22 protein-coding genes are annotated in these 21,057 nt (G+C 66.8%); 5 read left to right on the forward strand and 17 right to left on the reverse strand.

Features of this window, described 5'->3' with window-relative positions:
* The first annotated feature begins 16 nt into the window (after positions 1-16).
* Entirely contained in the window at positions 17-1,156 is a 1,140-nt protein-coding gene (proB, locus tag NWF24_RS04945; protein WP_258353228.1) for a glutamate 5-kinase, read from the forward strand.
* A gap of 48 nt (positions 1,157-1,204) precedes the next feature.
* Here proB and NWF24_RS04950 read toward each other — a convergent pair whose 3' ends face one another.
* Together NWF24_RS04950 and NWF24_RS04955 are read right to left on the reverse strand one after the other, a co-directional pair.
* Entirely contained in the window at positions 1,205-1,798 is a 594-nt protein-coding gene (locus tag NWF24_RS04950) for a CNP1-like family protein (RefSeq protein WP_258353229.1), read from the reverse strand.
* The gene (locus NWF24_RS04955) at positions 1,746-2,414 is read right to left on the reverse strand and encodes an RNA pyrophosphohydrolase (protein WP_093057451.1); all 669 of its coding nucleotides are present in this window, start codon (positions 2,412-2,414) and stop codon (positions 1,746-1,748) included. The genes NWF24_RS04950 and NWF24_RS04955 overlap by 53 nt, the downstream gene beginning before the upstream one ends.
* Positions 2,415-2,561: 147 nt before the next feature.
* Between NWF24_RS04955 and NWF24_RS04960 the strand changes: the two genes are divergently transcribed.
* Positions 2,562-4,307 (forward strand): proline--tRNA ligase, encoded by a 1,746-nt coding sequence (locus NWF24_RS04960; protein WP_258353230.1) that lies wholly within the window; start codon positions 2,562-2,564, stop codon positions 4,305-4,307.
* Positions 4,304-4,990 carry a lytic transglycosylase domain-containing protein gene (locus NWF24_RS04965; RefSeq protein ID WP_258353231.1) on the forward strand — a complete coding sequence of 229 codons (687 nt, stop codon included), beginning with the start codon at positions 4,304-4,306 and terminating at the stop codon, positions 4,988-4,990. Before NWF24_RS04960 ends, NWF24_RS04965 begins: the two co-directional genes overlap by 4 nt.
* Positions 4,991-5,018: 28 nt before the next feature.
* Here the strand turns inward: NWF24_RS04965 and NWF24_RS04970 are convergent, their stop codons facing one another.
* From NWF24_RS04970 to hemA, 6 genes are all read right to left on the reverse strand, one after another.
* On the reverse strand, positions 5,019-6,329 hold the full coding sequence (locus tag NWF24_RS04970; protein WP_258353232.1) for a hemolysin family protein: 1,311 nt from the start codon (positions 6,327-6,329) through the stop codon (positions 5,019-5,021).
* A 55-nt stretch (positions 6,330-6,384) separates the two neighbouring features.
* Positions 6,385-6,906, reverse strand: coding sequence for a cupin domain-containing protein (locus NWF24_RS04975; RefSeq protein ID WP_258353233.1), 522 nt, complete (start codon positions 6,904-6,906; stop codon positions 6,385-6,387).
* Between the two features lie 16 nt (positions 6,907-6,922).
* Positions 6,923-7,249: a Grx4 family monothiol glutaredoxin gene (gene grxD / locus NWF24_RS04980; RefSeq protein WP_093057456.1), complete on the reverse strand. Its 327-nt coding sequence runs from the start codon at positions 7,247-7,249 to the stop codon at positions 6,923-6,925.
* 30 nt (positions 7,250-7,279) lie between these two features.
* Complete coding sequence (gene prmC, locus NWF24_RS04985) at positions 7,280-8,134, reverse strand: peptide chain release factor N(5)-glutamine methyltransferase (RefSeq protein ID WP_258355240.1); 855 nt, start codon at positions 8,132-8,134, stop codon at positions 7,280-7,282.
* A complete protein-coding gene (gene prfA, locus NWF24_RS04990; protein WP_258353234.1) occupies positions 8,134-9,222 on the reverse strand; it encodes a peptide chain release factor 1 in 1,089 nt (362 codons plus the stop codon). The genes prmC and prfA overlap by 1 nt, the downstream gene beginning before the upstream one ends.
* A gap of 99 nt (positions 9,223-9,321) precedes the next feature.
* Positions 9,322-10,593 carry a glutamyl-tRNA reductase gene (gene hemA / locus NWF24_RS04995; RefSeq protein WP_258353235.1) on the reverse strand — a complete coding sequence of 424 codons (1,272 nt, stop codon included), beginning with the start codon at positions 10,591-10,593 and terminating at the stop codon, positions 9,322-9,324.
* A gap of 112 nt (positions 10,594-10,705) precedes the next feature.
* Between hemA and NWF24_RS05000 the strand changes: the two genes are divergently transcribed.
* Positions 10,706-10,984: a hypothetical protein gene (locus NWF24_RS05000; protein WP_258353236.1), complete on the forward strand. Its 279-nt coding sequence runs from the start codon at positions 10,706-10,708 to the stop codon at positions 10,982-10,984.
* 7 nt (positions 10,985-10,991) lie between these two features.
* Here NWF24_RS05000 and NWF24_RS05005 read toward each other — a convergent pair whose 3' ends face one another.
* Genes NWF24_RS05005 through NWF24_RS05020 form a run of 4 tightly spaced genes read right to left on the reverse strand, consistent with a single transcriptional unit; the run spans position 10,992 to position 14,142 of the window.
* Entirely contained in the window at positions 10,992-11,504 is a 513-nt protein-coding gene (locus tag NWF24_RS05005; protein WP_258353237.1) for a GNAT family N-acetyltransferase, read from the reverse strand.
* Positions 11,504-12,298 (reverse strand): ABC transporter ATP-binding protein, encoded by a 795-nt coding sequence (locus NWF24_RS05010; RefSeq protein ID WP_258353238.1) that lies wholly within the window; start codon positions 12,296-12,298, stop codon positions 11,504-11,506. Before NWF24_RS05010 ends, NWF24_RS05005 begins: the two co-directional genes overlap by 1 nt.
* Complete coding sequence (locus NWF24_RS05015; protein WP_258353239.1) at positions 12,298-13,194, reverse strand: ABC transporter permease; 897 nt, start codon at positions 13,192-13,194, stop codon at positions 12,298-12,300. The genes NWF24_RS05010 and NWF24_RS05015 overlap by 1 nt, the downstream gene beginning before the upstream one ends.
* 21 nt (positions 13,195-13,215) lie before the next feature.
* On the reverse strand, positions 13,216-14,142 hold the full coding sequence (locus tag NWF24_RS05020) for an ABC transporter substrate-binding protein (RefSeq protein ID WP_258355241.1): 927 nt from the start codon (positions 14,140-14,142) through the stop codon (positions 13,216-13,218).
* A gap of 237 nt (positions 14,143-14,379) precedes the next feature.
* Here NWF24_RS05020 and NWF24_RS05025 point away from each other — a divergent pair, with 237 nt between their 5' ends.
* A complete protein-coding gene (locus NWF24_RS05025) occupies positions 14,380-14,877 on the forward strand; it encodes an Lrp/AsnC family transcriptional regulator (protein WP_258353240.1) in 498 nt (165 codons plus the stop codon).
* 3 nt (positions 14,878-14,880) lie between these two features.
* On the opposite strand, the gene NWF24_RS05030 is transcribed toward NWF24_RS05025, so the two are convergent.
* The 5 genes from NWF24_RS05030 to ugpA all read right to left on the reverse strand — a co-directional run bounded on the left by NWF24_RS05030 (position 14,881) and on the right by ugpA (position 21,006).
* Positions 14,881-17,310 carry a DUF3772 domain-containing protein gene (locus NWF24_RS05030; RefSeq protein ID WP_258353241.1) on the reverse strand — a complete coding sequence of 810 codons (2,430 nt, stop codon included), beginning with the start codon at positions 17,308-17,310 and terminating at the stop codon, positions 14,881-14,883.
* 63 nt (positions 17,311-17,373) lie between these two features.
* Positions 17,374-18,120, reverse strand: coding sequence for a glycerophosphodiester phosphodiesterase (ugpQ, locus tag NWF24_RS05035; protein ID WP_258353242.1), 747 nt, complete (start codon positions 18,118-18,120; stop codon positions 17,374-17,376).
* 3 nt (positions 18,121-18,123) lie between these two features.
* Entirely contained in the window at positions 18,124-19,131 is a 1,008-nt protein-coding gene (gene ugpC, locus NWF24_RS05040) for a sn-glycerol-3-phosphate ABC transporter ATP-binding protein UgpC (RefSeq protein WP_258353243.1), read from the reverse strand.
* A 140-nt stretch (positions 19,132-19,271) separates the two neighbouring features.
* Positions 19,272-20,123 carry a sn-glycerol-3-phosphate ABC transporter permease UgpE gene (ugpE, locus tag NWF24_RS05045; protein ID WP_093057467.1) on the reverse strand — a complete coding sequence of 284 codons (852 nt, stop codon included), beginning with the start codon at positions 20,121-20,123 and terminating at the stop codon, positions 19,272-19,274.
* Between the two features lies 1 nt (position 20,124).
* Entirely contained in the window at positions 20,125-21,006 is an 882-nt protein-coding gene (ugpA, locus tag NWF24_RS05050; RefSeq protein ID WP_093057468.1) for a sn-glycerol-3-phosphate ABC transporter permease UgpA, read from the reverse strand.
* Positions 21,007-21,057: the final 51 nt, after the last annotated feature.

A 21,057-nucleotide genomic window follows, 5' to 3' on the forward strand; every position in this document is an offset into this window, starting at 1 on the left:
CCGTTACAACCCGAAAATGACCTCGAACTCCGGATCCACTGCCTTGCGGGATGCCCGCCGTATCGTCGTCAAGGTGGGTTCCAGCCTCGTGACCAACGAGGGGCGCGGTCTCGACGAGGCTGCCATCGGCGAGTGGTGCCGGCAACTGGCTGCACTGGTGCGCGAAGGGCGCGAGGTCGTGATGGTGTCGAGCGGGGCCATTGCCGAAGGCATGAAGCGCCTCGGCTGGCGCACCCGGCCGCACGAAATCAACGAGCTTCAGGCCGCTGCGGCCGTCGGACAGATGGGCCTGGCCCAGATGTACGAAACCAAGCTGCGCGAAAACGAAATCGGCAGCGCGCAGGTGCTGCTGACCCACGCCGACCTGGCCGATCGCGAGCGCTACCTCAATGCCCGTTCGACCCTGGTCACGCTGCTCAAGCTGGGTGTGGTGCCGGTCATCAACGAGAACGACACGGTCGTCAACGACGAGATCAAGTTCGGCGACAACGACACGCTGGGTGCACTCGTGGCCAACCTGGTCGAGGCCGATGCGCTGGTCATCCTCACAGATCAGAAGGGCCTGTACACGGCCGACCCGCGCAAGGACCCGGAAGCCAAGTTCGTGCACGAAGCCGCTGCGGGCGATCCGGCGCTCGAAGCGATGGCGGGTGGCGCAGGCTCCAGCATCGGCCGTGGCGGGATGATCACCAAAATCCTCGCGGCCAAGCGCGCCGCCGGCTCTGGCGCTTCCACGGTCATAGCCTGGGGCCGAGAGGCCGATGCCCTGCTGCGCCTGGCGCGGGGCGAGTCCATCGGCACGCTGCTGGTGGCGCAGACCGCCAAGCACCAGGCCCGCAAGCGCTGGATGGCTGACCACCTGCAACTGCGCGGCGCCGTCGTCGTCGATGCGGGTGCGGCAGCCAAGGTACGGGCCGAGGGCAAGAGCCTGCTGCCGATCGGCATGACCAGCGTTTCAGGCGAGTTTTCGCGCGGCGACGTGATCGCGGTGCGCGACGTCGATGGCGTCGAGCTGGCCCGGGGCCTTGCCAACTATTCGAGCGTGGAGGCGCGCCTGCTGTGCCGCAAGCCCTCGAGCGAGTTCGAGCGCCTGTTGGGCTATGTTGCGGAGCCCGAGATGGTCCATCGCGACAACATGGTGCTGATGCCCAGCTGATGATCCAAACAACAACGGGGCGCAAGGCCCCGTTGTTGTCTGGATTGACTACTGCACTTCCCGCACCGGGTTGCGTATGTTCTGCACCATTTCCCCGATCGAGGCGCGCGGCGCATTGCCGCGGCACAGGGCCTGGGTCGACAGCGCCCGGGTGTAGCTGGAGTTCAGGTCGTTCAGGCGTTTCCACTCCGGCTTTGCGACGTCTTGCCAGGCGCCGTTGTTGTAGCGCGCATAGCTCTTCATTTCCGCAGTGGAGCAGCGCACGCCCTCGTAGAAGGCGTTGACGGCGCTGCCAGTGCGGTTGCGCGCCACCACCACGTAGCGCACGATCCCGTCGCCAGTGATCGTGATCGTGTTCGGGTCGACGCCGAACTTCAGGCTCATGTAGGGCGGCATCTCGATCGGCAGCAGACGGCTTTCGCTGAAGGCCGGCGGCGGCGGCGTTGCCGTTTCTTCCCATTCCCTGTCCGTTTCGGATCGCTTCGGCGGCGGCGGGCTGCCGGCCTGCGCCCAGTCGGGGTTGTCGGTGTCGTGCTGGCCCGAGGCGCAGCCCGCGAGGACGCCGAAGCAGATCAGAAGAAGGGCGCGTTCAGCGTTGCGTCGGAAGGAACGGCGCTTTGTTGTTGTGGACAGGAGGTTCATCGCTCGCAGAAGGAATGTCGGGATGCGGATCGAAACTGCCGCCGGGCGGCAGGTCCAGTCCGGGAGGCGCCCCGGCGTCTGGCGAATGGCGCTCGAATTCTCGGGCGCGCACGTTGCTGCGCAGGAAGCGGTTGCGGAAATCCTGCCTTGGCAGGTAGCGAGCAAGCTCGGTGAGCGCCATCTCGTAGACGCCGCGCTTGAACTCGACGACCACGTCGAGCGGCACCCAGTAGTCGTGCCAGCGCCAAGCATCGAACTCGGGATGGTCGGTGGCACGCAGGTTGAGATCCCAGTCGTGGCCGACGAGTTGCAGCAAATACCAGATTTGTTTCTGGCCCTTGTAGTGGCCCCGTGCGTCACGGCGGATGAACCGATCCGGCACCTCGTAGCGCAACCAGTCGCGGGTACGGGCCACGATGCGCACGTGCTCCGGATGGAGCCCCACTTCCTCGTGCAGTTCCCGGAACATGGCTTGCTCGGGACTTTCGCCGCGGTCGATGCCGCCTTGCGGAAACTGCCAGGAATGCGTGCGTATGCGTTTGCCCCAGAAAACCTGGTTTCTCTGGTTGAGCAGGATGATGCCGACGTTGGGCCTGAAGCCGTCCCGGTCGAGCATAATCAAACCCCAATTTTTGAACTGAGTCGATTATGCATGCCGGGTTGCCCTCGGCAAGCTGCCGATGCCAGGCTCTCAGGGTCTCTCCGGGGGAGCAGTCCCCCACTTCCCATTTTCGAATCCAGCGAATCCATCACACCGATCCCGATGAAAGCTTCCCGATTTTTTGTCTCCACCCTCAAGGAAGCGCCCGCTGACGCAGAGGTCGCGAGCCACCGGCTCATGATGCGGGCCGGCATGATCAAGAAGCTCGGCACGGGCATCTACACCTACATGCCCATGGGGCTGCGCGTGATCCGCAAGGTCGAGGCCATCGTGCGCGAAGAGATGAACCGCGCCGGCGCCGTCGAGATGACGATGCCCGTGGTGCAGCCGGCCGAGTTCTGGCAGGAGACCGGCCGCTTCGAGAAGATGGGCCCCGAGCTGCTGCGCATCAAGGACCGGCACGACCGCGACTACGTGATCCAGCCGACCAGCGAAGAGGTCGTGACCGACATCGCGCGCCAGGAAATCCGTAGCTACAAGCAGCTGCCGAAGAATTTCTACCAGATCCAGACCAAGTTCCGCGACGAGCGCCGTCCGCGCTTCGGCCTGATGCGTGGGCGCGAATTCATCATGAAGGACGCCTACAGCTTCGACCGCGACCTCGACGCGGCCAAGGCCAGCTACCAGACCATGGCGCAGGCCTACCGCAACATCTTCGACCGATTCGGCCTGCGCTACCGCGCCGTGGCGGCCGACAGCGGCGCCATCGGCGGCGACCTGAGCGAAGAATTCCAGGTGATCGCCGCGACCGGCGAAGACGCCATCGTCTACTGCCCCGACAGCGAATACGCCGCCAACATGGAAAAGGCCGAGGCGCTGGCCCCGGCCGGCCCGCGCCCCGCGGCCGCCAAGCCGCTCCAGAAAACGCCGACCCCCGGCAAGAGCACCTGCGCCGACGTGGCCGAACTGCTCGGCGTGCCGCTCTCGACCACCATCAAGTCGCTGGTGCTTGCCACCGATATCGTCGACGAGGCCGGCAATCCGAAGGGCTCGCAGGTCTGGCTGCTGCTGCTGCGCGGCGACCACGACATGAACGAGATCAAGGTCAGCAAGCTGCCCGGCCTGAACCAGGGCTTCCGCTTCGCAACCCTCGCTGAGATCGAGGACCACTTCGGCTGCAAGCCCGGCTACCTGGGCCCGCTGAACCTCAAGAAGCCCGTCAAGCTCGTGGCCGACCGCGAAGCTGCCGTCATGGCCGACTGGATCACCGGCGCCAACGAGGTCGACTTCCACATGACTGGCGTCAACTGGGGCCGCGACCTGCCCGAGCCCGACCTGATCGCCGACATCCGCAACGTGGTCGCGGGCGACGCCTCGCCCGACGGCAAGGGCGTGCTGGCCATCGAGCGCGGCATCGAAGTCGGCCACGTGTTCGTGCTGGGCACCAAGTACAGCAAGGACATGAACGCCACCTACCTCGACGAAGGCGGCAAGCCGCAATTCCTCGAAATGGGTTGCTACGGCATCGGCATCACCCGCCTGCCGGCCGCCGCCATCGAACAGAACCACGACGAGCGCGGCATCATCTGGCCCGACGCGCTGGCCCCGTTCACGGTGGTGGTCTGCCCGATCGGCATGGACCGCAGCCCCGAGGTCAAGGTGGCGGCCGAAGCGCTCTACGAAGAGCTGCTTGCCAAGGGCGTCGACGTGCTGCTCGACGACCGCGGCGAACGCCCCGGCGCGATGTTCGCCGACTGGGAGCTGATCGGCGTGCCGCACCGCGTGGTCATCTCGGATCGCGGTCTCAAGGAAGGTCAGCTCGAATACCAGGGCCGGCGCGACACCGCGGCCACCAAGGTGCCTGCAGCCGGCATCGCCGACTTCATCACCGGCAAGCTCGCGAAATGAGCCTCGAGGGCGGCCTCTCGCGACGCCAGTGCCTGGGCGGCGCCGTGACGGCGGGGGCCCTCGCAATGCTGTCGCTGCCGCAGACCGCCCTGGCCGGTGCGCAGATCGAAGAGCCGCTGATCGACTCGGTGCGCACCGCACTGAGCTCCGCCATCCACAACAAGGCGCCGCCGGTGCCCCAGTTTGCGAACACCGAAGCCCGCCTGGCCTACCTGCGCTGGCTCGGCGAGATGAGCGAACGCCTCAAGAAGAAGATCGCCGACGCGCCCTCGCGCATCGAGTTCCTGCAGACCGCCTGGTACGAAGCCAAGCGCTCGGGGCTCGAGGTGAGCCTGGTGCTCGGGCTGGTGCAGGTCGAGAGCAATTTCCGCAAGTTCGCGGTGTCGAGTGCCGGCGCGCGCGGCTACATGCAGGTCATGCCGTTCTGGACGCGCGTGATCGGCGACAGCGATTCGGCCAAGCTCTTCCACATGCAGACCAACCTGCGCTTCGGCTGCGTGATCTTGCGCCACTACCTCGACCGCGAGAACGGCGACCTGTACATGACGCTGGGCCGCTACAACGGCAGCCGGGGCAAGTCGCCGTACCCGAACGCGGTGTTCGCCAACCAGCGGCTCTGGGTGTTCAACGACAAGGAGCGCGAGAAGGAAAAGGACAAGGACAAGGACCGGTCGGCGGCCTGAGCCCGCCAGCCAGTCCGCTCCAGTCCGGTCAGCTCGCCGGCGCCTTGGCGGTGCCCGAGCCCTTCGTGACCATCACCTGGTCGATGCGGTAGCTGTCCACGTCCATCACCTCGAAGGTGTAGCCGCCCCAGGTCACGTTGTCGGTGCGCTTGGGCACGCGGCGCAGCATCACCATCAGGAAGCCCGCGAGCGTCTCGTACTCCTCGGCATGCGGCAGTTCGTCGATGTGCAGCGCGCGCTGCACGTCCTGAATGGGCGTGATGCCGTCGATGAGCCACGAGTTTTCGTCGCGCTGCACGATCTGCTCTTCGTCGGGCATCGACACCAGGTCGCCCATCACCGTGCTCATCACGTCGTTGAGCGTGATCACCCCCACCACCAGGCTGTATTCGTTGACGATGATCGCGAAGTCTTCATGCGCCTGCTGGAATTGCTCGAGCACTTCAGTGAGCGAGAGCCGGTCGGGAATGACCAGCGCCTTGTGCAGCGGCAGGCCCTGGTCGAAGGCCAGTGGCTGGCCGCTGAGCACGCGCTGGAACATGTCCTTGGCGTCCACATAGCCCAGCACGTGGTCGATGTCGCCGTCGCACACCGGGTACGCCGAGAAGGGCTCGGCCACGATGCGCGCGCGCAGCACCGACTCGGGGTCGTCGTGCAGGAACCAGGCGATGCTGTCGCGTGCGGTCATCACGCTGCTCACCAGGCGTGTTTCCAGCTCGAACACGTTGGCGATCACCTGCTGCTCGCGCACTGCGAGCACGCCGGCCCGGGCGCCGGCCTCGGTCATCGCGAGGATGTCGGCCGAGGTGATCTTGTCGTCGCGCACCATCGGCATGCCGAGCAGCTTGAACAGCAGGTCGGTGCAGCGCGTGAAGAACCACACCAGCGGCTTGAAGGTGGTGATCAGCAACTGCATGGGCCCGACCATGCGTACCGCCAGTTGCTCGGGGTTGCTCATGCCCAGCCGTTTGGGAAACAGGTCGGCGAACACCAGGAACACCGCGATGATGATGATGAACGAGCACAGGAAGGCCGCGCTGGCCGAAGCCTCGACGCTCAGCCACTTCTCGAAGAAGACCGCGAAATACGGGCTGAGCGAGCCCTCGCCCACGACGCCGCCAAGAATCGCCACTGCGTTGAGCCCAATCTGCACCACAGTGAAGTAGTGGCCGGGCTGCTCCTGCACGCGCAGCACTTTCTCTGCCCGAGGGTCGCCTTCGTCGGCCATCTGGCGCAAACGCAGGCGGCGCGAGGCAGCCAAGGTGATTTCGGCAAGGGAGAAGAAGGCGCTCAGCGCAATCAGTAGCGCGATGATGAGCAGGCTTTGGGTCAGGGTCATGGTGGCACGTCGAAGACGGCCACCATGGTGCCATGACTCGGCACCGGAAAAACGCTCAGACCCCGCCGTGGGGGTGAGTCGGGTCGACCCAGAGCACCGATTCAGGTTTTTCCACGGGCTCGATGTCGAGGTTCACCGCCACTGCCTCGCCGTCGCTGCGGCACAGCACGCATTCGAGCGTTTCGGTCGCGCTGGCGTTGATCTCCTGGTGCGGCACGAAGGGCGGCACATAGATGAAGTCGCCCGGCCCGGCCTCGGCCGTGAACTCCAGCTTCTCGCCCCAGCGCATGCGGGCCCGGCCGCGCACGACGTAGATCACCGATTCGAGGTGCCCGTGGTGATGGGCGCCGGTCTTGGCATCGGCGTGGATGGTCACGGTGCCGGCCCAGAGCTTCTGTGCGCCCACGCGGGCGAAGTTGATGGCGGCCGCCCGGTTCATGCCGGGCGTCTGCGCGGTGTTGACGTCGAGTTGGTTGGCCCCGATCACCCGCACGCCGTCGTGCTTCCAGGCCGGGGCGCCTTCGCCGGCATCGCCGTCATGCGAATGGCCGTGATCCGCGTCGTGATCGTGGCTCATGACCGGCTTCGCGGATTCAGGCGGCAGCGCCGTTCACCACTTGCTGCAGTTCGCCCGATTCGTACATCTCCATCATGATGTCCGAGCCGCCGATGAACTCGCCCTTCACGTAGAGCTGAGGGATCGTGGGCCAGTTGCTGTATTCCTTGATGCCCTGGCGGATGCCGTCGTCTTCGAGCACGTTGACGGTCTTGAGCGTCTTGGTGTCGACGCCGACCGCCTTCAGGATCTGGATCGCGCGGCCCGAGAAGCCGCACATCGGAAAGCTTGCATTGCCCTTCATGAAGAGCACGAGGTCGTTGGTCTTGACGAGGTCGTCGATGCGTTGCTGGGCGTCGGACATGGGGACTCCTGAAAAAATAGGCTGGGGGGATTATTTCACCGTGCGCCAGATTCCGCCGGAACAGCGCTGGATGCCGGCGAGGTCGTCGCGGCTTTGCACTTCGGCGAAACCGCGCGCGGCGAGCAGTTGGCGCACTGCGGCGGCCTGGTCATGGCCGTGTTCGAGCAGAAGCCAGCCGCCCTCCGCGAGGTGGGCGGGGGCGTTCTGCACGATCTGGCGGATGTCGTCGAGGCCGTCGGCACCCGCAACCAGCGCGGAAGAAGGCTCGTGGCGCAGCGCGGGCAGATGCGGGTCGCCGGCGGCGATGTACGGCGGATTGCTGGCGATGACCGTGTAGCCGTTGCCGGCGCCGTCGAGCCAGTTCGCCTGGGCAAAGCGCACGGGCAGGCCGAGGCGCCGGGCGTTGGCCTGGGCGACCGCGAGCGCGTCGGCGCTGGCGTCGACCGCATCGATTTGCGCATCGGGGCAGGCGTGCTGCAGGGCCAGCGCGATTGCGCCGCTGCCCGTGCCGAGGTCGAGCGCGCGCGGAGCGGCATGGCCTTCGAGGCACTGCAGCGCCCATTCGACCAGCGTTTCCGTGTCGGGCCGCGGCACGAGCACGCGGGCATCGACCTGCAGGTTGAGGCCATGGAATTCCTTCTCGCCCAGCAGATAGGCGACCGGCTCGCCGGTGCGGCGCCGCGACAGCTGTGCCGCCAGCGCGGACCACGCCGCGTCGGGCATCGCATCGGTGTCGTGCGCCAGCAGCCAGGCCCGGTCGTGCGGGGCGCGGCCCAGCGCGTGCAGCAGCAGCAACTGGGCATCGAGCCGATCGATGCCCAGGGCGACAGCCGCGGTCAGCGCCTGCGCCACGGTCGACGGCAACGGGTTCTCGGTGGTGGTCATCACGCCGGCAGGCTCGATTCCAGCTCGGCCAGCTGCTCGGCTTCGCGTGCGGCGCGCAATGCGTCGAGCACGTCGCCGAGGTCGCCTTCCATGATGGCGAGCAGCTTGTAGAGCGTGAGGTTGATGCGGTGGTCGGTCAGCCGCCCTTGCGGAAAGTTGTAAGTGCGGATGCGGTCCGAGCGGTCGCCGCTGCCGATCAGCCCCTTGCGCATTGCCGCGTCCTTGGCGGCGCGTTCGCTGCGCTCCTTTTCCTGGATGCGCGCCGACAGCACCTGCAGCGCCTTGGCCTTGTTGCGATGCTGGCTGCGGTCGTCCTGGCACTCGGCCACGATGCCGGTCGGGATGTGCGTGATGCGCACGGCCGAGTCGGTCTTGTTGATGTGCTGGCCGCCGGCGCCGCTCGCGCGGTAGGTGTCGATGCGCAGGTCGGCGGGGTTGATCTGCACGGCCACGGTCTCGTCGGGCTCGGCCAGCACGGCAACCGTGCAGGCGCTGGTGTGGATGCGGCCCTGTGTCTCGGTGGCGGGCACCCGCTGCACGCGATGGCCGCCCGATTCGAAGCGCAGGTGGCCGAACACGTCGTCGCCCACGATGCGGATCACCACTTCCTTGTAGCCGCCGAGCTCGCTCTCGCTTTCGCTTACCACCTCGCAGCGCCAGCCGGCACGCTCGCAATAGCGTGTGTACATGCGCAGCAGATCGCCCGCGAACAGAGCGGATTCGTCGCCGCCCGTGCCCGCGCGGATTTCGAGGAAGGCATTGCGCGCGTCATCGGGGTCCTTGGGCAGCAGCAGGCGCTGCAGTTCTTCTTCGAGCTGCACCAGCTCGGCTTCGGCGCCTGCGATTTCTTCCTTCGCCATCTCGGCCATGTCGGGGTCGTCGAGCATCTCCCTGGCGCCTGCGATGTCGGCCTCGCGCTGGCGGTAGCGCTCGTAGCGGCCGGCGATCTGCGTGACCTCGGCATGCTCGCGAGAGATGGTGCGGTACTGCGCCATGTCGCTCATGATGTCTTCGCGCGAGAGCAGGAAGTCGAGCTCGCCCAGGCGCTGGGCGTAGCGTTCGAGTTGATGGCGCAGAAAGGATTTCACGGGGGAAAGAGGCTCGAAAAAAGGGGAGGGTGCTGCCGTGCGAGGGCAGGGCGCATTAAGAAGATCGCGGCCGGTCGGGCCAGGCGATGACGAGCGTCGCTAACGCTCTTTGCGCAGAAACAGGCGCGAGATCGTCTGCGCCGTCTGCTCGCGCGAGGCGGCATCGCCCGCGTGCAGCTCGGCCATGGCGCCGTGCATCATCTTCTGCGTGAGCCCGCGCGACATGGCTTCGAGCACCGCATCGACCGATTCGCCCTTGGCCAGCAGCTTGCGCGCACGGGCCATTTCGGCGGCGCGCCACTCGTCGGCCTGTACGTTGAGCTGCTGGATCAGCGGCACGGTGCCGCGTTGGCCGAGCCAGTGCATGAAGCTCTGCACGCCGGCATCGATGATCACTTCGGCCTGCGCCACCGCTGCCTGGCGGTTGGCCTGGCCCTGTTGCACGACCTGGGCGAGGTCGTCGACGGTGTAGAGATAAATATCCTCGAGTGCCTTCACTTCAGGCTCGATGTCGCGCGGCACGGCCAGGTCGACCATGAACATCGGGCGGTGCTTGCGCGCCTTGAGCGCCCGCTCGACGGCGCCCAGGCCGATGATCGGCAGCGTGCTCGCGGTGCAGCTCACCACGATGTCGAACTCGGCGAGCCGCGAGGGAAGGTCGGCCAGCCGCATTGCCTCGCCGCCGAAGCGCGAGGCCAGCTTCTCGCCGCGTTCGAGCGTGCGGTTGGCAATGGCGATCGACTTGGGCTCCTTGGCCGCGAAGTGCGTGGCCGCAAGGTCGATCATTTCGCCAGCGCCGACGAACAGCACGCGCGTTTGATGCAAATCTTCGAAGAGTTGCCCGGCCAGCCGGACCGCCGCGGCGGCCATGCTGATGGAGTGCGCGCCGATCTCGGTGGCGGTGCGGACCTCCTTGGCGACGGCAAAGGAGCGCTGGAACAGCTGGTTCAGCGTGCTGCCGAGCGCGCCGGCCGTCTCGGCTGCGCGCACGGCGTCTTTCATCTGGCCGAGGATCTGCGCTTCTCCCAGCACCATCGAATCGAGCCCGCTGGCCACGCGGAAGGCATGGCGCGCGGCTTCGTCGTCATGCAGGGTGTAGGCATGCGAGCGCAGCAGGGCGGGGGCCACGCCGCCGCTGGCCGCCAGCCAGCCGAAGGTGTGGTCGAGCGCGGCGTGTTCCGAGGCGCAATAGATCTCGGTGCGGTTGCAGGTGGAGATGATCGCGGCCTCGACCTGGGGGTGGCGGCCGGAGGCAAAGGAGCTGCGCAGACTCTGCAGCGTGGGGGCTATCTGGTCGAGCGCGAACGCGAAACGACCGCGCAGATCGAGCGGCGCGGTCGTGTGGTTCAAGCCGAGAGCCCAGACTGACATGGCCGTGATTATAAAATCAGCAGCCGCACGAGGCTTGCGGAAGGACAAATGGCTTTCCCTATGACAGCCATAACCTTCCGCGCATGTTCCGGCACGTGCGTAACCCCTCCCGATGGACCTGCTGGCCCTCCTGAACCACCTGCTTAATTTTGTAGCACCCGCGGCTTTCCTGGCCCTGGTGCTGGCCTTTGTCGGGCGGTTCCTGGGCGGCAACCGCGCCGGCGTTCCGCGCTGGTGGGTGCAGTGGGCGCTGACCTTTGCGGCCGGCGTGGGGGTGTTGGTGGTGGGCCTTGCCGTGTTCGGGCGCGACGGAGCGATGGTGACCTACGCCGCGCTCGTGGTGGTCTGCGGCACTGTCCAGTGGCTGGCGATGCGCGGCTGGCGCCGCTGACAACCAGTCAGCCCAGCCGGCGGATCATGTAGACCGACTCGCCGGGGTAGGTGGCGAGACGGGCCTGCTGCCCGGTGCCGGCGGGCTGCGCGGCCGCATAACCCTGGCGCAGCCAGAAACCCACCGAGGATTGCACCGACACCAGCGTCGAATGCCGCCAGCCGGCCTGTGCCGCGTGGGCCCAGGCATGGCGTACCAGCAAGGGCCCCAGCCCCAAGCCCGAGGCGTCCGGGTCCACCGCCAGGTCGTGCAGGTACAGCGAATCGGGCTGTTCTGCTACTTCGAACTCCCCGTGCAGCGGCGTGAGCTTGCCGGCCACTGACGGATACCCCGCCAGATAGGCCCGCACACCGCCTTTATGCTCGGCCACCCAGCCCGTATGCGGCGCGGCCGCGAGCCGCCGGGCGATCAGCGCGCCGTCCTCCACGAACCCCGCGCCATAGCAGGCGAACTGGATCGCGAGCACGGCGTCGAGGTCACCGGCGCGCATGCCGCGCACGAATGGGGCATCCGACACCATCAGGCCAGCAGCAGCTTGTCGTCGTCCAGCTTCTCGCCGCGTGTCTGCTCGAACATGCGCAGCAGGTCGGGCACATCGAGTCCCGAGCGCTGCGACCCGGCCACGTCGAGGATCACCTGGCCCTCGTGCAGCATCACCGTGCGCGAACCGTAGTCCAGCGCCTGGCGCATGCTGTGCGTCACCATCATCGCGGTGAGCTGGCTGCCTTCGACGATCCTGGCGGTCAGCTCCAGCACGAAGGCGGCAGTCTTCGGGTCGAGCGCGGCCGTGTGCTCGTCCAGCAGCAGGATGCGTGAGGGCTTGAGCGAGGCCATCAGCAGGCTCACCGCCTGCCGCTGCCCGCCCGAGAGCAGGCCGATGCGGTCGGCCAGCCGGTTCTCCAGCCCCAGCTTCAGGATCGACAGCTTCTCGCGGAACAGTTCGCGCAGGTTGCGGTTCAGCGCAAAGCCGAAGGCCCGGCGCTCGCCGCGCTTCCAGGCGAGCGCCATGTTCTCCTCGATGGTCAGCGCCTCGCAGGTGCCGGCCATCGGGTCCTGGAACACGCGGGCCACCATGCCCGAGCGCTGCCAGGCGTTCAGGCGGGTCACGTCCTTGCCGTCGATCTCGATGCTGCCCTTGTCGACGATCAGGTCGCCGCTCACCGCATTCAGAAAGGTCGACTTGCCCGCGCCGTTCGAGCCGATCACGGTGACGAACTGGCCAGTCGGAATCTCCAGGTTGAGCCCGCGCAGCACGCGGTTCTCGATCGGCGTGCCCGGGTTGAAGGTCATTTCGAGTTGTTGGGCGCGCAGCATCAGTTCTTCCCCTTGAAAAGCCCGCCCAGCTTGCGCTTGTAGGCCGGCACCAGCAGTGCGAACGCCACCAGCATGGCCGTCACCAGGTTCAGGTCTTGCGCCTGCAGGCCCATGAAGTCGGTGTTCAGCGCCATCGCGATGAAAAAGCGATACAGCAGCGCACCCAGCACGCAGGCCAGCGTGGTGATGACCATGCTTCGCGCGGGCAACAGCGTCTCGCCGATGATCACCGCGGCCAGGCCGATCACGATCGTGCCCACGCCCATCGAGATGTCGGCCGTGCCCTGGCTCTGCGCGAACAGCGCGCCGGCCAGCGCCACCAGCGCGTTCGACAGCGCCAGGCCCGCCATGGTGTGGAAGTCGGTGGAAATGCCCTGGGCCCGCGCCATGCGCGCATTGCCGCCGGTGGCGCGCATCGCGAGCCCCGCTTCCGAGGCGAAGAACATGTCGACCAGGACCTTCGCGACGATCACGATCAGCAGCAGCAACAGCGGCTTGGCCCACTGTTCGGGCATGCCGCCGAAGTCGACCATGCTGAACACGGTCGGCTCGGTGATGAGCGCCACGTTGGGCTTGCCCATCACGCGCAGGTTGATGGAGTACAGCGCGATCATCACCAGGATGCTCGCGAGCAACTGCATGATCTTCAGCTTCACGTTGAGCCAGGCCGTGACCCAGCCCGAGGCGGCGCCGGCCACGCAGGCCACCGCGGTGGCGGCCACCGGGTTCCAGCCCGCGACGATCAGCGTCGCGGCCACGGCGGCGCCCAGCGGAAAGCTGCCGTCCACCGTGAGGTCGGGAAAGTTGATGATGCGAAACGACATGAAGACGCCCAGCGCGACCAGTCCGAATATCAGACCGATCTCGATGGCGCCCAGCGAAGCGATGAGCGACATGAGAGAAAAAGGCTCGCCTGCTTACTTCGTGCTCACGACCTTGGCGGTCTTCAGCAGCGATTCGGACAGCGTCACGCCCTGCAGTTTGGCCGCGCCGGGGTTCACCACCAGCTCGAAGTTGGTGCTGGTCTGCGAGGCGATGGTGCCGGGCTTTTCACCCTTGAGGATGCGCACCACGATCTTGCCGGTCTGGCGGCCGATGTCGCTGTAGTTCAGGCCCAGTGCCGCAACGGCGCCGCGCTCCACGGTGGCCGTGTCGGCCGCCACCACCGGCAGCTTGGCCTGCTGCGCCACCTTCACGATGCCTTCGAAGGCCGAGACCACGTTGTTGTCGGTGGGCGTGTAGATCACGTCGGCCTTGCCGACCAGGCTCTGGGCGGCGGTCGGCACGTCCACCGTGCGGGCGGCGGCGGCTTCGACCACGGTCATGCCGGCGTCGGCGGCGGCCTTCTTCAGGGAGGCGACGATGGCCACCGAGTTGGCTTCACCGGGGCTGTAGATCACGCCGATGCGCTTGGCGTTCGGCACCACCTGCTTGATCAGGCCGACGTGCTTTTCGAGCGGCGACAGGTCCGACACGCCCGTCACGTTGGTGCCCGAGGGCTCCCAGTTCTTCACCAGCTTGGCGGCCACCGGGTCGGTGATTGCCGAATACACCACCGGAATCGTCTTGGTGGCGGCCACCACGGCCTGCGCCGATGGCGTGGCAATGGCGACGATCGCGTCAGGCGCATCGCCCACGTACTTGCGGGCGATCTGGGCGGCGGTGCCTACGTTGCCCTGCGCGCTCTGGTAGCTGAACTTGAGGTTCTTGCCTTCTTCGTAGCCGGCCGCCTTCAGCTCGGCCTTCACGCCGTCGCGCACGGCGTCCAGCGCCGGGTGCTCGACGATGGCGGTCACGGCCACCGACTTGGTGTCGGCCGCGAACGAAGGCGCGGCGGCCAGCATGCCGAGGGCCAGGGCCACTGCGCTGAAGGGTGTGCGAAGCAAAGCGTTTTTCACGGGAAGGGTCTCCGGGTGGGGGATGTGGATGCGTCTGAAGCCGCCGGCGGGCGCCGGTGGCGGGGATTTCAGCGGCCCTGGATCGCGGCATGCGTCCCGGGCGCTTCGGAGTCTAGATCGTACTTTGCACAATTAAGGTGCATGAACGGCTCGGGCTTACCCCGCTTTGCGCCATAAAATTGCATGAATTTGGTGCATTGGGAGAAGAAATTGCATGACATCGCACTGGACCGGATCGACCGGAAGATTCTTGAGCACCTGCAGGTGCATGGCCGTGCATCCAATCTCGAACTGGCCGAGGTGGCCAATCTCTCGCCGGCGCAATGCCTGCGGCGCCACCGGCGGCTGGAAGAACTGGGGCTCATCAACGGCTACGCGGCGCGCCTGAACGCGCGCCACATCGGGCTGGGCGTGATCGCCTTCATCCATGTGACCATGGCGCGCGGCCATGTCGACGAACTGCCCAAGTTCCAGGACCTGATCGCCGACCTGAAGCAGATCCTGGAGTGCTACTCGGTGACGGGCGACTTCGACTACGTGCTCAAGGTCGTCGCGCAAGACCTGGAGGCGCTCTCGCAGTTCCTGATGCACACGCTGATGCACATGCCCGGCGTGTCGGCGGTGCGTTCGAGCGTGTGCCTCAACGAGATCAAGTTCACCACGGCGCTGCCGCTGGAGTAGGGCTCAGCTCGGCATACCGGGAATGGGCGAATTCGACGTCGCAGGCGCCGGTGCGGCCGCGGCGGGCTCGGTGGGCGCCATCATGAAAGTGGTCGGCGTGGCCATTGGCAGCGAGGCCTTCTTCAGTTCGTCGAGGATCACGAACAGCAGGTCGCTGCGCACGCCGCCCGCGAGCCGGGGGCTCGCTACATAGGCGATCGCCTGGAAGATCAGCAGCCCGTTCTCGATGCCCTCGAGCGTGAGCGACGGCGCCGGGGTTTCCAGCACGCCTTCGTGCGCCTTGCAGGCCGCGAGGATCAGATCGCGCACGCGCTGCGCGTCGGTGGTCAGCGGCATCGGCAGGCGGATCAGCACGCGGCCCTCGGCGTTGGCCAGCGTCATGTTGCGCACGGTCTTGGTGATGAACTCCGAGTTCGGCACGATCAGCGTCGAGCGGTCGCCCAGCTGGATTTCGGTGGCGCGCACGTTGATGCGCCGCACGTCGCCCTCCGCCGTGCCCAGCACCACCCAGTCGCCCACCTTCACCGGCTGCTCGGCCAGCAGGATCAGCCCCGAGATGAAGTTCTGCACGATCGCCTGCAGGCCGAAGCCGATACCCACCGACAGCGCGCTCGCCACCCACGCGATGCGCTCGATGCCGATGCCCAGTGCGGAAAGCGCGAACGCCACCACCATGATGCCGCCCACGTAGCCCAGCAGCGTGGTGATGGAGCTCTGCATGCCCGGCTCGAACTTCGTGTTCGGCAGGTAGGCTCTTTCGAGCCAGCGCTTGAAGATCCGCAGCACGACGAAGCCCACCACCGCCACCGCGATCGCGCTCAGGATCGCGCCCGGCACCAGCTGGAACTCGCCCACCTTCACGCCGGTGCCGAACTTGCCGCTGCGCTGGAACACCTCGCCCGGCCCCGTGCCCAGCGGCGCGGCCAGCGCTATCAACATGTAGAAGAACAGCGCCACCCGGCTCAGCGCCGACAGCACCGTGGCGACCTGGTCCAGCGTCTGCGGCGCGAGGTTGAAGCTCTTTTGCAGTCGCTGGCCGAAGGCGGCACGCGACGACACCGTGGCCATGAACACGTCGTCCGCGAACTTGAACAGCACGTAGAAAGCGGCAGCCACGATGCCGCTCCAGGTGAGCTGCGAGGCCAGGAAGCTCGCCAGCGCTACGTAGCCGACGGCCACCAGCACCCAGATCGCGATCATCAGCGCGCCGATCAGCGCTACCAGCAGGCCGACCCACATCGGCCGCTCGGGCAGGCCGGCCTCGGCCGCATCGGCGCGCAGCGGCTTCACGACATAGAGCACCGTGGCGACCAGCGCCGTCAGCACCAGCGCCGTGAGCACGTGCGTGGCCACCACGGCGGCGAAGCTCGCGTCGATCAGCGCGTTGACCTCCGCCGGAGTCCATGCCAGCGCGGCCACCAGCGCCACCAGCCAGGGCAGGGCGGCGAGCCGGGTGGCCATGGCGTCGGGAATCGGCGGCAAGCGCCATGAGGGCCGGCGCGTGGCCAGCAGCCCGCGGCCCAGCCCGATCACGAAGGCCATGAACACCAGCGCCTGCGCCGTCGAATTGAGCACCTTGCGCGCCTGCGGCTCCCAGGTGGCGAATTGTTTCAGCACCTCGACGAAGCCGTGCGCGGCCACGGCCACGAGCAGCACATGGCTCGCGACGATGCCGATCACCAGCACCGAGCGCCGCAGCCGCCCCGCCGGCAGGACGCGCGCGGCCAGCCGGGTGAGCAGGACTTCGGCCGCCCAGTTGCCGAACACCGCCAGCAGCAGCGCTGCGACCAGGGCCGCGATCACCTGCAGGCGCGTTTCGGGTTGCGTCGCGGCCACCAGGCCGTCGTTCACCGAGGACACCATCGCCTTCAGCCGTGCCTTGTCGTCGGGCCAGGCCTCGCGCAGGTCGTTCCAGAACTCGGCGGTCAGCGGTGAGGCCGCGCGCTCGGTGAGCTGCGCCTCGAACAGCGCCCGGCGCTGCGTGACCAGCTCGGTGCCGCGCTGCCGTACGTCGACCGACAGCAGGCGCGCAAGGCGGATGTCGGCGTCCAGCGCGTTGCGCTCCTTGGTCAGGCGCGCGCGCTGGCGGGTGATGTCGGGGTCTTCGGTGGCGCCCGCGGCGGGCGGGTTGCCGAGCTCGCCGAGCCGGGCGTTCAGGTCGGCAAGCTCACCGGTGCGCGCGGTGACGAACTTGTCGGCCTGGGTGCCGATGTCGTTGATCTGCGCGAGCAGCTTGCGCGCGTCCTCGTCGGTCTCGGCGGCGGTGCTGAGCTTGGTGAACTGCTCGCGCAGTTCGGCCACTGTGGGGGCAGGGGCTGCTGCGGCCGCGGCAGCACTGTTGGCGTTGCCGCCGAGGTCTGGCTGCGCCGAGGCGCCGCCGCACATGCACAGGGCTGCGAGGCAGAAGCTCGCGAAGCGTAGGGTCCAACTCATGGCCGCATCATAGAAGCCGCCATTTCGTAAGGGCCGGTAAGAAGTAAGTGCGTAGGTGCAGCCTCAGCCGGCGGGGCTGAACAGGTCCACCCTGTCGGTGATGATGCCGTCGGTGCCCAGGTCGATCAGCCGCTGCGCGGCCCACTCGTCGTTCACCGTGTAGCTCAGCGCGCGCAGGCCTGCGCCGTGCACTTGCGCCACCACTGCCGCGTTCCACAGCGCGTGGTTGCAGACGATGGCCACGCAGCCCAGCTGCTGCGCGGCTTCGAGCCAGCCGTTCCACAGCGTGTCGAGCAGCAGGCCGCGCGGCAACTCGGGCTGTACTGCCTGCGCGCCTTTCAGCGATTCGACCTGGAAGGACGTGAGCAGCGGCGGCACGGCCGCGCCCTGCCACAGGCGGGCGGCTTCGCGCGCCACCTCTTCGCCGGTTTCGCGCTCGACGCCGGGCGTCGGCTTGATCTCGATGTTGAGCAGGTGCCCGTTGGCCAGGCAGAAGCGCGCGATGTTTTCCAGCGTGGGCAGCGGCTCGCCCGCGTAGCTGCGCGAATGCCAGCCGCCCGCGTCGAGCTGCGCCAATGCGCTCCAGGGCTGCGCGCCGCCGATGCCGTGGCCGCTGGTGGTGCGGCCGAGCGTGGCGTCGTGCATGAGGAAGACCACGCCGTCGGCGCTGAGCTTGGCGTCGCACTCGAACATGCGGTAGCCATGGGCAGCGCCGAGCTTGAAGGCCGCAAGCGTGTTTTCGGGTGCCAGCTTGCCGGCGCCGCGATGCGCGACCCAGCGGGGATACGGCCAGGGTGTCGACAAGGCCATCGTTCAGTCTGCGCGCTTGCCCGAACCGGCGTCGAACCAGTGCAGCTTGTCTTCGCGCGCCGCGATTTTTACCGTGTCGCCCGCGACCGGCGGATGGTCGCCTTCATCGGTGCGCATGATGATCTGCTCGTCGCCGATGCGGCCGTACACCAGGCGCTCGGCGCCCAGCAGTTCGACCTGCTCGACCTGCACCGTCCAGCCGCTTTCGTCGAGCTTCATGTGCTCGGGGCGAATGCCCAGGATCTGGCCCGGACGCACACCCGGCGCGTGCCGCAGCAGGTTCATCGGCGGCGAGCCGATGAAGCTGGCCACGAAGGTGGTGGCGGGGCGGTTGTACACCTCTTCGGGCGTGGCGAACTGGTCCATCACGCCGCCGTTCATCACGATGATGCGTTGCGCCAGCGTCATCGCCTCGACCTGATCGTGCGTGACGAACAGCGAGGTGATGCCGAGCTCGCGGTGCAGCTTCTGGATTTCGAGGCGCGTCTGCGCGCGCAGCTTGGCGTCGAGGTTCGACAGCGGCTCGTCGAACAGGAACACCTGCGGCTGGCGCACGATGGCGCGGCCCATGGCCACGCGCTGGCGCTGGCCGCCGGAGAGCTCGCGCGGCTTGCGTTCCAGCAGGTGGCCGAGTTCGAGGATCTTCGCGGCCTTGTCGACGCGCACCTTGATCTCGTCGACCGGCACCTTGGCGATCTTCAGGCCATAGGCCATGTTCGCGAACACGCTCATGTGCGGGTACAGCGCGTAGTTCTGGAACACCATGGCGATGTCGCGCTCGGAGGGTTCGAGCTCGTTCACCACCCTGCTGCCGATGGCGATCTCTCCGGCCGAGACTTCCTCCAGGCCGGCCACCATGCGCAGCAGCGTGGACTTGCCGCAGCCCGAGGGCCCGACGATGACGATGAATTCGCGGTCGGCGATTTCGGCGCTCACGCCGTGGATGACCTGGTTGGCTTTCGGCCCGTGGCCGTAGCGCTTGATGACGTTGCGAAGGGAAAGTGCAGCCATGTTCTTCTCGATTGCGGCCTCTATCGCGAGGCACTGTTATTTCCAGAACCACCGCGGAACCGGCTTTGCCGGGCCGCTGGTGGTGCCCCCGGTAGGGGGTTGGCGAAGCGACACGAAGTGCGCGCAGCCTGGGGGCGAGCCTATTTCTCTGTATCAACAAGGCCCTTGACGAACCACTTTTGCATCAGCACCACCACCAGTGCGGGCGGCAGCATGGCGAGGATGGCGGTGGCCATCACGACATTCCATTCGTTCTGGCCGTCGCCGCCGGCAATCAGCCGCTTGATGCCCACGACGATGGGGTACATGTCCTCATTGGTGACCGCCAGCAGCGGCCAGAGGTACTGGTTCCAGCCGTAGATGAACTGGATCACGAACAGCGCGGCAATCGAGGTCTTCGACAGCGGCAGCAGCACGTCGAAGAAGAAGCGCATCGGACCGGCGCCATCCATGCGCGAGGCCTCGGTGAGCTCCTCGGGCACGGTCAGGAAGAACTGGCGGAACAGGAAAGTGGCCGTGGCCGACGCGATCAGCGGCACCGTGAGGCCGGCGTACGAATTCAGCAGGCTCAGGTCCGACAGCACCTTGTAGGTGGGCAGGATGCGCACTTCCACGGGCAGCATCAGCGTCACGAAGATGGCCCAGAAGCAGATCTTCTTGAACGGAAAGCGGAAGTAGACGATGGCGAAGGCCGACAGCAGCGAGATCGAGATCTTGCCGATGGCAATGACCATGGCCGTCACCAGGCTCACCCACATCATGTGCGCGACCGGCGCGTTCGATCCGGCGCTGGTGGCGCGGCCGAAGAGCGCGGCCTTGTAGCTGTCCAGCATGTGGCTGCCTGGAAGCAGCGGCATGGGCCTCTGCACGATTTCTTGCGCGGTGTGGGTGGACGCCACGAACGCAAGGTAGATGGGGAAGGCGACGATGATGACCCCGAGGATCATCACCACGTGGGCCAGGATGCCCTGGGTGCTTCGTTTTTCAACCATGTCAGTACTGCACCTTCTTTTCGACGTAGCGGAACTGCACGATGGTGAGCGCGATGACGATCACCATCAGCACCACCGACTGCGCGGCGGAGCCGCCAAGGTCCAGTGCCTTGAAGCCGTCGTGATAGACCTTGTAGACGAGGATTTCGGTGTCCTTGCCGGGGCCGCCCTCGGTGGCGGCGTGGACGATGGCGAAGGTGTCGAAGAAGGCGTAGACCACGTTCATCACCAGCAGGAAGAACGTGGTGGGCGACAGCAGCGGGAACTGCACGGTCCAGAACCGGCGCCATGGGCGAGCGCCGTCGATGGCGGCGGCCTCGATCAGCGATTTCGGAATGGACTGCAGGCCGGCCAGGAAGAACAGGAAGTTGTAGGAGATCTGCTTCCACACCGCCGCCATCACGATCAGCGTCATTGCGTGCCGCGAATTGAGCAGGTGGTTCCAGTCGATGCCGATCTTGCCGAGCGCGTAGGCCACCACGCCCAGCGACGGCGAGAACATGAAGACCCACAGCACCGCTGCCACGGCGGGGGCCACCGCGTACGGCAGGATCAGCATGGTCTTGTAGAACATGCCGCCGCGCACGATGCGGTCGGCGAACACGGCGAGCGCCAGCGACAGGCTGATGCCGATGCCGGCCACCAGCACCGAGAAAACGGCGGTGGTCTTGAACGACTCGGCGTAGGCCGGGTCGTGGAACAGCTCCTTGAAGTTCTGCAGCCCGACGAACTCGACCGATGTGCCGAACGCATCCTGCTGCTGCAGCGATTGCAGGATGGCCTGCCCCGCCGGCCAGAAGAAAAACACGAGGATCACCGCCATCTGGGGTGCCAGCAGCAGCCAGGGCAGCCAGCCCGAGCGAAAGAAGACGCGTTTTTCCATGAACCCTCTACATAAAAAATCCCGCCGCGCCCACTCTTGTAGAAGAGTGAG

It is taken from the genome of Variovorax paradoxus, from assembly GCF_024734665.1.
Lineage (GTDB): Bacteria > Pseudomonadota > Gammaproteobacteria > Burkholderiales > Burkholderiaceae_C > Variovorax.